Below are 13970 nucleotides of genomic sequence, written 5' to 3'. Positions count from 1 at the left end.
AGTCAGACGGCGTGCAGCCGACGGGGCCCCGCGCCGTCGCCGTGTTGAGCGGCCAGCCAGGCGTCGAAACGGTCGGCCGTGAGCGGGCGCGAGAAGTAGAACCCTTGAGCGACATCGCATCCGATCTCGCTGAGCTGTTGCAGGGTCATCTCGCTCTCGACGCCTTCGGCGACGACGCTCATGTTGAAGTGCCTCGCCAGGTCGACGACGGCTCGCACGATCGCGTAGTCCCCGCGGTCGGTCGCCATGCCCTGCACGAAGCCGCGGTCGATCTTGATCTCCTGGACGGGTAGTCGCCGCAGGTAGGCCAAGGACGAGTAGCCCTTGCCGAAGTCGTCGACGGACAGCCGGACGCCCAGTTCGCGGAGCCGATCCAGTGTCCGTGGCGTGCGCTCGCCGCCCCCGACCATGCCGTCCTCGGTCAATTCGAGCGTCAACCGCTCGGGCGCGAGGTCGTACTCGGCGAGAAGCGATTCGACGAGACGCGGGAACTGGGCGTCGGCGAGGGTGCGCGGAGACAGGTTGACGGAGATGCCGAGTTCGTGGCCGCGTTGCGCCCAGTCGGCGATCCGGCTCAAGCCCTCCCGCAGAACGAAGGTGGTGAGGGCCCCGAGCTGGCCGGTGTGTTCCGCGACCGGGATGAAGTCCTCCGGCGGAACATCGCCATGCGTGGGGTGTCGCCAGCGGGCGAGGCACTCGACCCCGACGATGGTGCGGTCCGCGAGCGCGACCTTCGGTTGGAAGTGGACGCTGAACTCGCCGTTGTCGAAGGCGCGACGCAGGTCCCCGGCGAGGCCGATACGGCGCACGCTCGTCGATTCGAGGCCCGAGTTGTAGACCTGGATGCCGCCGACGATGCTCTTGGCGGACTGGGTCGCGACGTCGGCCCGTTGCAGCAGCGTGTCGGCCTTGTCCCCGGTGTCGGGGTGGATGGCGATGCCGACCGCGGAGTCGATGTCGACGTTCAACGCGCCGAGCATGCACGGCTGCTGGAGGGCGTCGCGCATCTGGGCTGCCAAGGCGATGGCCGCCGCCGTGTCGGGAAGCCGGATGACGAGCGCGAACTCGTCGCCGTCGATCCGGCCGACGTGGGCGGCCGCCGGTGCGGCTTCCCGGATGCGACGCCCGAACTCGACGATGAGGTCGTCGCCGGCCGCGTGGCCGACGGAGTCGTTGATGTCGCGCATGCCGTCGACGTCGAACAGCATGACGGCGACGATCTCTCCGGGGACGGTGATCGAGATCGATTCCTCGATGACGTTCATGATGCGGCGGCGGTTCGGCAGCCGAGTCAGCGAATCGTGGTAGGCGTCGAAGCGCAGCCGGTCGACGAGTCGGGAGTTCTCGACGGCGACGCTCGCGTGCGCGGCGAGTGTCTCCAACAGCGTCAGTTCGTCCTCGCCGAAGATCGTCAGTTCGCCGCCGAGTCGGTTCGTCGCGGCGATGCAGCCGAAGCTGACCGTCCCCGACCGCAACGGGACGAGGATCGCGTCCTTGACCTTGCTTTCACGCAGCAGGGCGCGGTGTTCGTCGGTGCCGATACGGGAGGTGATGATCAGCGGCTCGCCCGTGGCCACGACGTACTCGCGCAGCTGCGCGGGCACGGGGCTGGTGTCGAGCAGCCCCTCGACGTCCATGTAGGCCGACAGCAGCAGCTCGGGGAAGCGCTTGTCCGCCGGAACCCAGACCGTCGCCGCCTCCGCGTGCAGCATGGACCGCAGCCGGTGGGTCATGATGTCGACGAGCCGGTTGCTCTGGACCGCTTGAGACACCGATTGCGTGAACTCGTTGAGGTCCGTGAGCGAACGACGCTGCCGCATCTGTTTGCTGTATCCGTTGTTCGCCCAGATCAGGACACCGATGAGGATCGTCAGCGGGACGAGGGTCCAGACCGTGTGCGTCGTCGCCGCGAGGATGACGAGACCGATCGCGCAGTTGATCCCGGTGATGATGATCCCCGTGCCGAGGCTCTTGGCGATGTCGTCCGCACCGTGGGGACCGATGATGATCAGCATCATGCCGACGAGGCCCGCCGCGCTCACGACGTTCGAGACGGTGATGGCCAGCAGGAGCGTGATCCACGTACTCGGGTCGACGGGTGAACCGATCCCGAAGCCCGCCGCGACGAAACTCGCGCAGGCGAAGGCGATCATGCTCGTGGCGATGTTGAACACCGCTTTGATGAAGCTCGTCTGGCGTCGCACGTAGCGATAGCCGTAGATCAGGGAACCCGCCAGACAGCGGGCGACGAGCAACCACAGCGGTGGCAGATAGAAGAGTGCCAGTAGCAGGGCGAGCTCGGTTGCCGCGACCGAGATTCCCTGCTGCCGGACTTCCAGGTGGAACGGCAACGCGATCGCCCCGGCGAACAGGGCCGAGACGAGCGCGAAGGACACCCAGTTCGGCGCCACCGGGTCGACTCGCCAGGCGAGGACGGCCAGGAGGAACGCGAGGGCGGAGAGTCCTAGAGTCGCGATCCACGCCGCGATGTTTCGACTAAAGCGACTGCGTTGTGTCGATACCGGCACGAACAGTCATCCTCTCGTCCAGTCACGGCTGTATGGGGAGGGCCTAGGTCCATTCCCATTCGTCATGCTCGATTGCTGGCGCAGCCGGAGGGGGGTCTGCCTGCGTAGCGCTGGGTGCTGCCGTGGCCATGATGAATACAGCGACTGCGGCAGCCAGGCCCCCCGCAATCGCGCGTCGAAGGGCTTTCATGTTGGTTCTCCTTTGCGGGAGTGCCACTTGTCGGAGCCGATAGGGGTTTGCCAGCCATGGTGCCACAGATGAAGTTCCGTCGGTTAGGGACGCATGGTCAATCAATCCCGAGAACGACCGATTAGGCACTATTTGTCTGAAAGTTTGAACAGCTTCGGAACGTATTTGTGATCACCGGAGCGACGGACGACCCCGTGAAGTCGAATCGTAACCGAACCGTTACGGTATCGAAAGTTCGTTTATGGGAGCGGCACACACGAATGTGAACGACACCACCGTGATGTCGACGAACCTCGACGAACGGTAGCGGCTCGTCCCGGATCCGTGTTGGCCGGGCCCGTGACAGGAGGGCGTTGTGAGTCACATTCATGCCACCGGCGGCCACAATCCGACGGACCCGCACGCCGCGGCGACGCCGGACACCACTCCACCGAGACACACGGCCCCGAGACGTCATCGCGGACGACATCGGGCCCCGTTGATCGCGGCGGTCGACCCGCGACGTCGCTACGTCGTGGTCGTCGGCGCCGCGCTCGCCGCCGCCGGAACGGTGGCCTTGGCGTCCGCGGCGGCAATGCCGAGCGTCACCGATTCGGCGTCGGCGTTGACTGTCATCGACGCGGACGGCGACCCAGCGGCGCCGATGCTCCCTTCGACAGCCGACAGGGCCGACCGGACCGGGGGGCGCGCCGCGTCACCGATCACCGCTCAATCGGCCGAGCGGGTGTGGCGGGCGCCGCTGGCGAACTTCGACCTGTCGTCGCTGTTCGGGGCCCGGTGGGGGACCTGGCACAAGGGCCTCGACTTCGCGGCCCCCGAGGGCGCGCCGGTCCTCGCCGTGTACCCGGGGACCGTCGTCGAGGCGGGCTGGAACAGCGGCGGCTTCGGCCAGCTCGTCGTCATCGATCACGGCGACGGCGTGACCACCTTGTACGCGCACAATTCCGCGATCGCGGTGAGCGTCGGCCAGACGGTGCGCGCGGGCGAGCACATCGCCGACGTCGGCAACACGGGCAACTCGTTCGGCCCGCACAGCCACTTTGAGATCCACCACAACGGTCAGGCCGTGGACCCGTTGCGGTTCATGGCGGACCGGGGCGTCGACATCCGGCACCTGGCCGGCGCCGTCCTCACCGAAGACGGCCCCCGGCACTGAACGCTCGCCGGTTGTCCACAACCGGTGAGTTATCCACAGGCCGGACGACGCGGGCTTGACGGCCACGCGTCGGCGCCCGGTAACGTCGACTCTGGGGAGGAGGCCGGAGGCCCCGGACCCCTCCGAATCCCACCGTCAGACCCGTGCGGGCGACCCTGCCGGCTTGGCCGTCACGGCCCCGGTCTCACAGCTTGGTGACGGGAGCGTGCCGGACGACCAGCCACTTCGGGTCGTCACCGAAGTCGATGAGCGCCTGCGCCCGCGGCCCGGTGCCCTTCACCTCGAGGACCCGCCCCATCCCGAACCGGTCGTGGTTGACCCGGTCCCCGACGTCCAGCACCGGCACGTCCTTCGGCTCCGCCGCGCTCGTGATCATCGTTCCGAAACCACCACCACCGCCTCCGCCGCGCTGCGGCCGCAACGGCCGGGACAGCCCCGGCGGTGCCTTGATCCGCGCGACGTCGATCAGCTCGCGCGGCAGCTCCTCCAGGAACTGGCTCGGCGGGTGGAACTGCGGCTGCCCCCACGCGCTGCGGGTCTCCGCCCGGGAGACGTGCAACTGCTTGCGGGCCCGCGTGATCCCGACATACGCGAGTCGCCGTTCCTCCTCCATCTCGGCCGGGTCGTTCATCGACCGTTCGTGCGGGAAGACGCCCTGGTCGAGACCGGACAGGAACACGACGTCGAACTCGAGGCCCTTCGCGGTGTGCAGGGTCATGAGCGTGACGACGCCGCTGCCGTCGTCGTTGTCGGGAATCTGGTCCGCGTCGGCGACGAGCGACACCTGCTCCAGGAACCCGGCGACGGTCGGGGACTGCGGTTCGTCCGTCTCACCGTCGTCGAAGTCGCCCATGTCGACCCGCTCCGAGTACTCGCGGGCGACACTGACGAGTTCGCGAAGGTTCTCCACGCGCGCTTCGTCCTGCGGATCGGTCGACGCCTCCAACTCGACGAGGTATCCCGAATCCGTCAACAGCGTCTCCAGGACGGTCTCCGGCGGCTCGCCCGCCTCGACCATCGCCCGTCCGGCCTGCACGACCTTCACGAACTTGTCGATGCCGGTCTTGGCGCGAGCGGACATGCCGATTGCCTCGTCGGCGCGCTCCAACGCCGCCCCGAACGACAGCAGCTTCGTGTCGGCGAGGACGTCGACGCACGCGACGGCGCGATCCCCGACGCCCCGCTTCGGGACGTTGACGACGCGACGAGCCGACACGGAGTCGTCCGGGTTGACCGTCAACTTCAGGTACGCGAGCGCGTCGCGGACCTCGCGGCGTTCATAGAAGCGGACCCCGCCGACGACCTTGTACGGCAGTCCACGGCGGATGAACGCGTCCTCGAATACTCGGGACTGGGCGTTCGTCCGGTAGAACACGGCGATGTCGGCCGGTCGCACCCCGGCGTCCGAGAGTTCGTCGATGCGGTCGGCGACCCACAGCGCCTCGTCGTGTTCGTTGTCGGCGTCGTAGCGGATGATTTTGTCGCCGCCCCCGACGTCCGTCCACAGTTGCTTGTCGCGGCGGCCGGGGTTCTTCGTGATGACGGCGTTCGCGGCGTCGAGGATCGTCTGCGTGGAGCGGTAGTTCTGCTCCAGCAGGATCGTGCGGGCGTTCGGGTAGTCGCGTTCGAATTCGAGGATGTTGCGGATGGTCGCGCCTCGGAACGCGTAGATCGACTGGTCGGCGTCGCCGACGACGCACAGGCTCGACGCGGGTACCTCGGGGTCGGAGTCGTCGCCGACGAGAAGACGGATCAGTTCGTACTGGGCGTGGTTGGTGTCCTGGTACTCGTCGACGAGGACGTGGCGGAACCGCCGCCGGTACTCCCGCGCGATGACGGGGTGGTTTCGGAACAGGTCGACCGTGACGCCGATGATGTCGTCGAAGTCGAGCGCCTGGGCGAGACGCAACCGCTGGGTGTAGCGGCGGTACGCCTCGACGACGGTCTTCTCACGGTCGCTCGCGGCCGCTCCGGCGGCGGTCTCGACGTCGATGAGTTCGTTCTTCAGTTTCGAGATGTCGGCGAGGAGACCGCGAGGGTTCGTTCGCTTGTCGAGTTCCATCTCGCGGGCGATCTGGGTCATGAGCCGCCGGGAGTCGTCCGAGTCGTACACCGTGAACGACGACTTCAGCCCGACGAGTTCGTGTTCGCGGCGCAGGATGCGCAGGCACGCGGAGTGGAACGTCAACACCCACATGGCGCGGGCCCTGCCACCGACGACCGCGCCGACGCGTTCGCGCATTTCGGCGGCGGCCTTGTTCGTGAACGTGATCGCCAGGATCTGTCCGGGGTGGATGTTTCGCTCGCTGATCTGGTACGCGATCCGCTGTGTCAGGACGCGCGTCTTGCCCGATCCGGCTCCGGCGATGATGAGCAGCGGCGGGCCCTCGTGCAGGACGGCCTGGCGTTGCGGCTCGTTGAGGCCGTCCAGTAGGTCGGCGGCGGACGGCGAGGACGGCTTCGACGGCGCGTCAAACAGAGATTCCATGACGCGATCCAGTCTAGGTACCGGGTCTGACGCCCCGCACCGTGCGCCGTCCATGCGGCTGCTGAGGCCCAACGATCCGAGCCGCGCACCAGTGACCCCAGCGGTGCCGTTCCCTGCGCTCCAGTCCCCGCTTGGTTGGCCAAATGTTCCGCTTGGTTGGGCAAATTGCGAAAACACGCCTGATTTCGACATTTACCCAGCCAAGCGGGGAATTTGCCCAACCAAGCCGAAGTGGAGGGTTGGCGTCGCGGAACGGGATGGGCGGAACGGGATAGACGCGACGGGACGGGATAGATCGGCATCGGGTCGGCGTCGTCGTTAGAGCGGTCCGCGACCGGCGCGCAGCAGTAGCAGTGCGAGTTGGGTGCCGTCTTCACCGAGTGCGTCGGCGAAGCGTTCGCAGATCTGTCGTTCCCGTGCGAGTGCGAGCCGGGTTCCGCCGGACGCCATGCGGATGCGTCCGACCTCTTTGGATATGCCGGAGCGTTCTCGCCACAGGCGGATGAGTTCTTCGTCGATCGCGTTGATGCGGTCGCGGAGCCCGTCGAGGTTGTCGTCGAGTGCGGTGACGGTGCTGGTGGCCGTGTCGTTTGTCATCGTGCTGCCTTTGGTGTCGATGGTGTGTTGACCCGTTGGCGACCCGAAAACGAAAAAACGCCCCGGGCCGTTGCCCGGAGCGGTAGGTCTAGGTTGCGTTCAGCGCGACGACCTACGGCTCGGACAACCGATGCCGTAGTAGCCATAAAATCGCACGTCGTGGAACACGTGGCCCAGTATGCCACAGGATGTGCCGGTCGCACAGTGACGCGCCACGAAGTGGGACGCGTCGTCGAAAGAGGGAAGCGTGTCGGCTCGTCGTCGAAACGAGGACCGACGGCGGGGCAGCCCTTCGGCCGACCGGCGACGGCGGGCGAAGCGATGGCGGGGCAGCGCCGCAGACCGCATCGGCGGCGACCCGGCGATCCTGTTGGTCGGCGGCGAAACGAGGACCGACGGCGGGGCAGCGCCTCGGCCGACCGGCGACGGCGGGCGAAGCGACGGCGGGGCAGCGCCGCAGACCGCATCGGCGGCGACCCGGCGATCCTGTTGGTCGGCGGCGAAGCGGGAAACGGCGGCCGGGGCAGCGCCTCGGGCCACAGATGGCGCGGGGGAACGGCAGGAAAACGGAGCGGCCGGAATGCGACGGCGGCCGGACGCGGCGAACCCGTGGCGACGCGCCGAAGAGGCACCGCGGGAACGGGAAGGGTCCTCACGTGAAACGGCACCCACCGTGAGGTGGGTGCCGTTTCGTCGAGCGTCGTGCGTGTGTCAGCGCGCGTTACGCGGCGTCGCCCCAGGTGGCGGCGACCCGACGACGACGCATGACGACCAGCAGAGCACCACCGGCGGCGAGAATGACCGCGCCGAGGATGATCGAGGTGGTCAGCGACATACCGGTGACCGGCAGCGTGTTGTCGCCACCGCTGACTTCAAGCGTCATCTCGGCCTCGGTCTCGCCTTCCAGCGAGGTGCCGAGGATGAGCTTCTGCGAGTCGTCCTTGCTGAGCGTGGAGAAACCCTCGGCGGGCTGGTCGGTGGTCATGAACACCGAGCCCGTGGGCTGAGCGATCTGGCCCTTGGCCTTGACGGTGATGTTCTCAACGCCGTCGTCCGGGTTGATGTAGAACTCACCACCGTTGGGCAGGGACGTGATCTCGTTGTCGTCGGCGTCGACGAGCTTGCCACCGTCGATGGTCAGCTCCACGTCACCACCGGGCGTGGTGACGGTGAAGGGGCCGATCTTCTCGGTGACGTCGCCCGTGGACGGGCCGTCGAAGATGATGTCCGAGACGGGCTCGGGCATCTCGGCGGCGTTCTCCGTCAGGTACGTGTAGATCGCGGCGACGGCCGCGTCGACGGCAGCGTGCTCGTCGGTGGCGTCGTCCACGTTCAGGTTGAACCCGTCGGTGAAGTGCCACACGGCGGTCTGCGTTGCCGTGTAAGCGACACCGTTGACGTCGGGGATGTCCGTCAGGTCAGCCCCGGCGGCCTCAGCGAGCGCGGCCGGGTCGGCGGTGGGGTATCCGTTGTGGAGCACCCACTGAACGAGCGCGAGGTTCGCGACGTTCGACTCGGTCCACTCGCCGGACTCGTACATGTGCGAGCTGTCGAGCGGCGTCATCAGGTCGATGCAGTACGTCGGGAGCAGCGTTTCGGAACCTTCCGGCTTAAGGAAGATCCGGCCAACTCGCTCCGCGTCTTCGGTGCCGTTGGCGATCCAGCCGGGCTCGACGACGACGGAACCGCGGGTCGGCGCCGGAATGTCGTCCTCAGCGGTGGCCGTTCCGGCCATGCCCAGGGCGAGTACTCCGGCCGCGGCCGCGGCAACGCCGGCCCGCATCCAGTTGTTGTTCATATTGTGTGTCCCTCCCGGGGGAACATTGAGGGTTCGGATTTTCCTCCGAGACAGACACGTTATCGGATAGCAACGAGTTGCGTTTGACCCCAAAGAATCGCTGTCCGATTTACGAATATTAATACGTTAATTCGCCTTTCGAATCAGACGATTCGGCGATCGACCGCCCACCGGGACAGCTCGTAACGGTTGGACATCTGCAACTTTCGAAGCACATTGGAGACGTGTGTTTCCACTGTCTTGATGGAGATGTAGAGCTCTTTCGCGATCTCCTTGTACGCGTATCCGCGCGCCAGGAGCCGCAGCACCTCGCGTTCCCTGTTCGTCAACTGGTCCAGTTCGGGGTCGTTGACGGGCGCCTGCGACGTCGACGCGAACGCGTCCAACACGAAGCCCGCCAACCGGGGAGAGAACACGGCGTCCCCGTCGGCGACGCGACCGATCGCGGCGACCAGCTCGTCGGCGGCGATCGTCTTCGTCACGTAGCCGCGGGCGCCCGCCCGGATCAACCCGATGACGTCCTCGGCGGCGTCCGACACCGACAGCGCCAGGAACTTCACCTGCGGGTGATCGACGCGAACCCGTTCCAGGACCGCGCGTCCACCGCCGTCTGGCATGTGGACGTCCAACAGCACCACATCGGGCAGTGTCCGCCCGATCGCGACGACCGCGTCGGCGACGTTCCCCGCCTCGCCGACGACGTGCACGGACTCCCCGAGCTCGGCCCGGACACCCGCCCGGAACATCGCATGATCGTCCACAAGGAACACCTTGAGTCGGGTGTCGTCAGTCATCGCCCATTCCCTTCGATTCGCGCGGCATCCACAGCCGCACCTCCGTGCCTTCACCGACCGTACTTCTGATCTCGGCCCGGCCACCGTGCCGCACCATGCGGTCGACGATCGAACCCCGCACCCCGTGCCGGTCGTCCGCGATGTCGTCGACGTCGAAACCCGTGCCACGGTCCCGAACGAAGACGCTCAACATGCCCGGCTCCACCTCCGCGTACACCGAGATCGACGACACCCCCGCGTGCTTCGCCGCGTTGACCATCGCCTCCCTCGCCGCCGCGACCAGCGCCACCGTCTGCGGATCGCAATCGCAGTCCGCCACCACGACGACGTCCACACTGATCGCGAACGAGTCCTCCACCTCGGCCGCCGCCGCCTCGATCGCCGCCGAGAACCGCTCCGCCGCCTCCGCCGTCGGCTTGTACAACCAGTTCCGCAGCGCCCGCTCCTGCCCGCGCGCCAACCGGGCCACCTCACGCGGGTCGTCCGACCGCCGCTGGATCAACGCCAGGGTGTGCAGCACCTGGTCGTGCACCATTGCCGCGATGTCGGCGCGCTCCTGCTCCCGGACGCGACCCTCCCGCTCCGCGCGCAACTCCACGACCGTCCGCCATGCCAACGGCCCGAACACGAGCGCCATCCCCGCCAGCGCGATCGCCGTGAACACGAGACTGTTCAACATTGACGACAGGTTGTCGCTGTTGAGCCCGACGATGACGACGAGGACCCCGATCACGCCCGTCGCGACGAGCGCCACCCCGCCGCCGATCCGCAGGTACGTCGCGCGCCGACCCGTGTCCGACAGCAGCGTCGTCACCCAGGTCCCGTCCGGTTTCACCTGATGCCAGATGACGCCCGCTCCGGCCGCGACGACCGCCCCCAGCCACGCGAACAGCATGCCCGGACCGACCCACCCCGTCGCGACCGCGAACAGCAGCAGACCCGCGCCGAGCAGCGCGAACACCGGCCACTGACGCATGTCCCGGTACGGACGCTCGCCCTCGGGGCTGTCGGACGGCAGGACCGCCCACAACGCCACGTACAACAGCACGCCCAGGCTCTCGAACAGCGGCGTCGCAAGCAGAACGAAACCGAGCCGCACGTACAGCGGTCGCATCCGTAGATGCGCCGCGACTCCACCGGCGACACCGGTGAGGACCCGCCCGTCGCGGCGACGCCGCAGCGCGGGCCGCACCTCACGCCGTGGCGAAGTATCGGTGGTAGCGATGACGGTGCTCCTTCTCGAAACGAACTCGGCCAGGACGGCCGACTCGATCGTCACACGCGCGGGCCCGCTCCGCCCAGCTCGACCGGCCCGGACTCCACCCGGAACTGCATATCAGGGTCACGTCAGGGTCGCCGTGGGGTGCGACCGACGTCCCGGCTTGGCAGTATCGAGGAATGACGTTCACGCCGCCCGACGCATCGGCCGTTCCCGATGCCGTACCCGAGGCGAAACCGAGCGGCGCGTTCGCCGACACCGGCCTGATCCGACCTCGGGACCGACGCCGCATCGCCGGGGTCTGCGCCGCGTTCGGCGACGCGACCGGCACCGACGCGCTCCTGTGGCGGGTCGTGCTCGCCGTCCTCGTCGCGTTCGGCGGCCTCGGCATCGTCCTCTACGTGTTCGGCTGGCTGTTCTTCCCCGGCGAGGGCGACGAGGCCTCGGCGATCGAGGCCGTCTTCGGACGCGGCACGTCCCGCACGTCCCGTCCCGTCGCGGCGGCGCTCGTCCTCGGCGGGATCGTCCTCGCCGTCCTCGTCGTCCTGCGCGGCACGGGGTGGCCGCTGGTCACGAGCGGCCTGTTCGGTCTGGCCGTCATCGGTCTCCAGAGGCAGCGGAGCGCGCTCGCGCCGGTCGCGGACGACACCGGCGCCGGTTCCGATCCCGCGTACCGGAAGCCGTTCGCGCCGCACGGCCCGTTCGGTCGGCGGCCGGCCGAACCGCAACCGACGAAGGAACTCGACGTCACCCTCGCCGCCCGGTCCACTCCGGTGATCGAAACCGTCCACATTGATGGCAAGGTGGACGCTCCCGGGCGGACCCGTCGGCGTCGCCGTCGACGTGAGTCGGCGGTCGCCGACGGGCCGCACGCCACGGCGGGCGCGAGCCCCAGCGGGCCGTCCGGAACCCGCCCCGCGAGCCCGCCACCGGCGTCCGACAAGCCGTCCGAGTCGCGCCGGGCCCGCAGACGCGCCGCGAAGGCCGCGAAGGCCCCCAAACCACGCCGTGCGGCTCGCGTGACGATCCTGCTCATGCTCATCGCGACGGCGGTCCTGCTGATCATCGCGGCGACCCCGGTGCCGGTTCCGTTGACGCTCTTCGCCTCCGTGCTGCTGGCGACGTGCGGCGTCGGCCTGGCCGTGTCGAGTCGGCGCGGCGGGTCGACCGGTCTGACCTGGCTCGGGCTCGCCCTGTCGCTGACGCTCGTCGTCGCGATCGCCGTGGACCGGCTCGGCCCGGTCGGGTACCAGTCGTACACGATCGCGAGCGAGTCCGCCGTTCCTGACCATCTCGTCGCGAACCTCGGGCAGACCGATCTCGACTTGACGGCCGTCTCGTTCACGGAGGTGCCGGCCGGGATCCAGGTCTCGGTGACCTTCGGGCACATGGAGATCGTCGTCCCGCCGGAGGTCGACGTCATCGTCAACATCGACGACGCGGCGCTCGGGACGGTCATGGTGGACGATGACACGATCAGCGGGGTCGGCGACCAGGTGCTCCGTTCGGACGGTCCCGACGGCCCCGGTGGGGGCAGTCTCACGATCGACGCCACCGTGCGTCTGGGCACTTTGGAGGTACGGCGATGAGGGAGACGTTCAGCCCGGCGGCACTGATTCTCGGGACCCTGTTCCTGGCGTTGGCCGTGATCGGCGTCGTCAACACGTACGTGGCGATGTCGCCCGCGACGATGATCCTGGTCCTGTCCGCGGCCTGCACCCTCGCCGGCGTCACGGGCGTCGCGAGGATGGCCTTTACCTCCAAAGACCGCCGCCGCTAGACATCCCGCCACGGTTGCAACGTCCACGAAGCGCCCGGAACACTTGCGGCTTGGTGGGTCTCCCTTGACGACACGGCAGAACGGTTTCGCCACGTAACCCGCCCCACCAAGCCGAAAGTGGGTGGCCATCCGGCTGAGGCGCGGGCAGAGGACTGAAGTGCAGGAACTGCACGAAAAGGACAGTGCCCGAAGGGCACCTCTGTCAGGGACGGAGGCACGAAAGGCAGTGCCCGCAGGGCACCTCCACCTGAGGGCGCGACCGCCACACTTTCGGCTTGGTGGGGCGGGGTATGGAACCGTAGGACGATGCGCAGGCAGGAGGGGAGACCCACCAAGCCGGGGAACCGGGCCACATGGCGTCTGAGCAGAGGTCGTCTTTTGCGGCTTGGTGGGTCTCTCTTACCGACTCCGAAGAACGGTTTCGGCACGTAACCCGCCCCACCAAGCCGAAAGCGGGTGGCCATCCGGCTGAGGCGTGATCGCCGTGTGGAACCGAAAGTCTCCGGCCACCCGGCTGTGGCGCGGCAGAGGACTGAAGTGCAGGAACTGCACGAAAAGGACAGTGCCCGAAGGGCACCTCTGTCAGGGACGGAGGCACGAAAGGCAGTGCCCGCAGGGCACCTCCACCTGAGGACGCGACCGCCACACTTTCGGCTTGGTGGGGCGACGTACGGGACCGCAGGACGATGCACGGGCGGGAAGGAAGACCCACCAAGCCGGGGAACCGGGCCACCCACTGTCTGCGCAGAGGTCGTCTCCTGCGGCTTGGTGGGTCTCCCTTACCGACACGGCAGAACGGTTCCGGCACGTAACCCGCCCCACCAAGCCGAAGTCTGTGACCACCCCGCTGAGACGCGGCAGGAACTGCACGAAAGGACAGTGCCCGAAGGCACCTCCACCCGAGGGCGCGACCGCAACACTTTCGGCTTGGTGGGGCGGGGTATGGGACCGCAGGACGATGCACGGGCAGGAGGGGAGACCCACCAAGCCGGGAGACTCGACCCCGGGAGACGCGCCTCAACCGATCAGCGGTCTCCGCGCTTGTCGTTCCGGTCGGTCACTCCGAGGGGGCCGGGCGGCCGCGCAGGATGGTGGTGCCGGGTTCGTCGTCCGGCGGGTCGTCGACGGGAGTCGCGGCCGGTTCGGATGCCGGCTCCTCACTGTCCGTCGGCCAGACCGTCATCTCGATGGAACCGGCGAGCGTGAGGTCGTCGGGCGACAGCGCGCCGACGGGGATCAACGCGAAATCGGACAGTCGCATCAGGCGCGAACCGTCGGCCATCGCGAGGACGAGATACCAGTTCTCGTCCGCGTCGGTGTAGACCCAACCGGGAAGCGCGTCGCCGGGAATCGCCGGGTCGGACGCGTCGACCGGTGCCGAGACGGATTCGGACGGTGTGGACGGCGGCGGTGCGGGGGC

The 13970-nt window shown here is 68.0% G+C and carries 10 protein-coding genes; 3 read left to right on the top strand and 7 right to left on the bottom strand.

The genetic code is table 11. The features are described from left to right. Positions 1 to 2: 2 nt before the first annotated feature. The gene (locus ACM9NP_RS21510; protein WP_415648572.1) at positions 3 to 2528 is read right to left on the bottom strand and encodes a putative bifunctional diguanylate cyclase/phosphodiesterase; all 2526 of its coding nucleotides are present in this window, start codon (positions 2526 to 2528) and stop codon (positions 3 to 5) included. A gap of 545 nt (positions 2529 to 3073) precedes the next feature. Here ACM9NP_RS21510 and ACM9NP_RS21505 point away from each other — a divergent pair. Then, entirely contained in the window at positions 3074 to 3874 is an 801-nt protein-coding gene (locus ACM9NP_RS21505) for a M23 family metallopeptidase (protein WP_415648571.1), read from the top strand. Positions 3875 to 4058: 184 nt separating this feature from the next. On the opposite strand, the gene ACM9NP_RS21500 is transcribed toward ACM9NP_RS21505, so the two are convergent. From ACM9NP_RS21500 to ACM9NP_RS21480, 5 genes are all read right to left on the bottom strand, one after another. Beyond that, positions 4059 to 6362 (bottom strand): UvrD-helicase domain-containing protein, encoded by a 2304-nt coding sequence (locus ACM9NP_RS21500; protein WP_415648570.1) that lies wholly within the window; start codon positions 6360 to 6362, stop codon positions 4059 to 4061. 318 nt (positions 6363 to 6680) lie between these two features. Further along, positions 6681 to 6959: a chorismate mutase gene (locus tag ACM9NP_RS21495; RefSeq protein WP_415648569.1), complete on the bottom strand. Its 279-nt coding sequence runs from the start codon at positions 6957 to 6959 to the stop codon at positions 6681 to 6683. A gap of 721 nt (positions 6960 to 7680) precedes the next feature. After that, on the bottom strand, positions 7681 to 8757 hold the full coding sequence (locus tag ACM9NP_RS21490) for a Cys-Gln thioester bond-forming surface protein (protein WP_415648568.1): 1077 nt from the start codon (positions 8755 to 8757) through the stop codon (positions 7681 to 7683). 143 nt (positions 8758 to 8900) lie between these two features. Next, complete coding sequence (locus tag ACM9NP_RS21485) at positions 8901 to 9551, bottom strand: response regulator (protein WP_415648567.1); 651 nt, start codon at positions 9549 to 9551, stop codon at positions 8901 to 8903. Next, complete coding sequence (locus ACM9NP_RS21480; RefSeq protein ID WP_415648587.1) at positions 9544 to 10743, bottom strand: ATP-binding protein; 1200 nt, start codon at positions 10741 to 10743, stop codon at positions 9544 to 9546. Before ACM9NP_RS21480 ends, ACM9NP_RS21485 begins: the two co-directional genes overlap by 8 nt. A gap of 206 nt (positions 10744 to 10949) precedes the next feature. On the opposite strand from ACM9NP_RS21480, the gene ACM9NP_RS21475 reads away from it, so the two are divergent. Continuing rightward, the gene (locus ACM9NP_RS21475) at positions 10950 to 12359 is read left to right on the top strand and encodes a PspC domain-containing protein (RefSeq protein ID WP_415648566.1); all 1410 of its coding nucleotides are present in this window, start codon (positions 10950 to 10952) and stop codon (positions 12357 to 12359) included. Continuing rightward, positions 12356 to 12550 carry a hypothetical protein gene (locus ACM9NP_RS21470; RefSeq protein ID WP_415648565.1) on the top strand — a complete coding sequence of 65 codons (195 nt, stop codon included), beginning with the start codon at positions 12356 to 12358 and terminating at the stop codon, positions 12548 to 12550. The genes ACM9NP_RS21475 and ACM9NP_RS21470 overlap by 4 nt, the downstream gene beginning before the upstream one ends. A gap of 1057 nt (positions 12551 to 13607) precedes the next feature. Here the strand turns inward: ACM9NP_RS21470 and ACM9NP_RS21465 are convergent. Further along, positions 13608 to 13970, bottom strand: a 363-nt coding sequence (locus tag ACM9NP_RS21465; RefSeq protein ID WP_415648564.1) for a hypothetical protein, incomplete at its 5' end; no start/stop codon positions are given.

Origin of the sequence: Stackebrandtia soli (assembly GCF_965137155.1) — a bacterium.
GTDB classification, from domain to species: domain Bacteria; phylum Actinomycetota; class Actinomycetes; order Mycobacteriales; family Micromonosporaceae; genus Stackebrandtia; species Stackebrandtia soli.
Note: the sequence above shows the minus strand (reverse complement) of the source record. Positions and strands in the feature narration are given on the sequence as shown.

Excerpts from the sequence above, each read along its gene's own strand:
- ACM9NP_RS21495 (WP_415648569.1), bottom strand. The coding sequence starts at position 6,959 with ATGACAAACGACACGGCCACCAGCACCGTCACCGCACTCGACGACAAC.
- ACM9NP_RS21500 (WP_415648570.1), bottom strand. The coding sequence starts at position 6,362 with ATGGAATCTCTGTTTGACGCGCCGTCGAAGCCGTCCTCGCCGTCCGCC.
- ACM9NP_RS21490 (WP_415648568.1), bottom strand. The coding sequence starts at position 8,757 with ATGAACAACAACTGGATGCGGGCCGGCGTTGCCGCGGCCGCGGCCGGA.
- ACM9NP_RS21470 (WP_415648565.1), top strand. The coding sequence starts at position 12,356 with ATGAGGGAGACGTTCAGCCCGGCGGCACTGATTCTCGGGACCCTGTTC.
- ACM9NP_RS21485 (WP_415648567.1), bottom strand. The coding sequence starts at position 9,551 with ATGACTGACGACACCCGACTCAAGGTGTTCCTTGTGGACGATCATGCG.
- ACM9NP_RS21475 (WP_415648566.1), top strand. The coding sequence starts at position 10,950 with ATGACGTTCACGCCGCCCGACGCATCGGCCGTTCCCGATGCCGTACCC.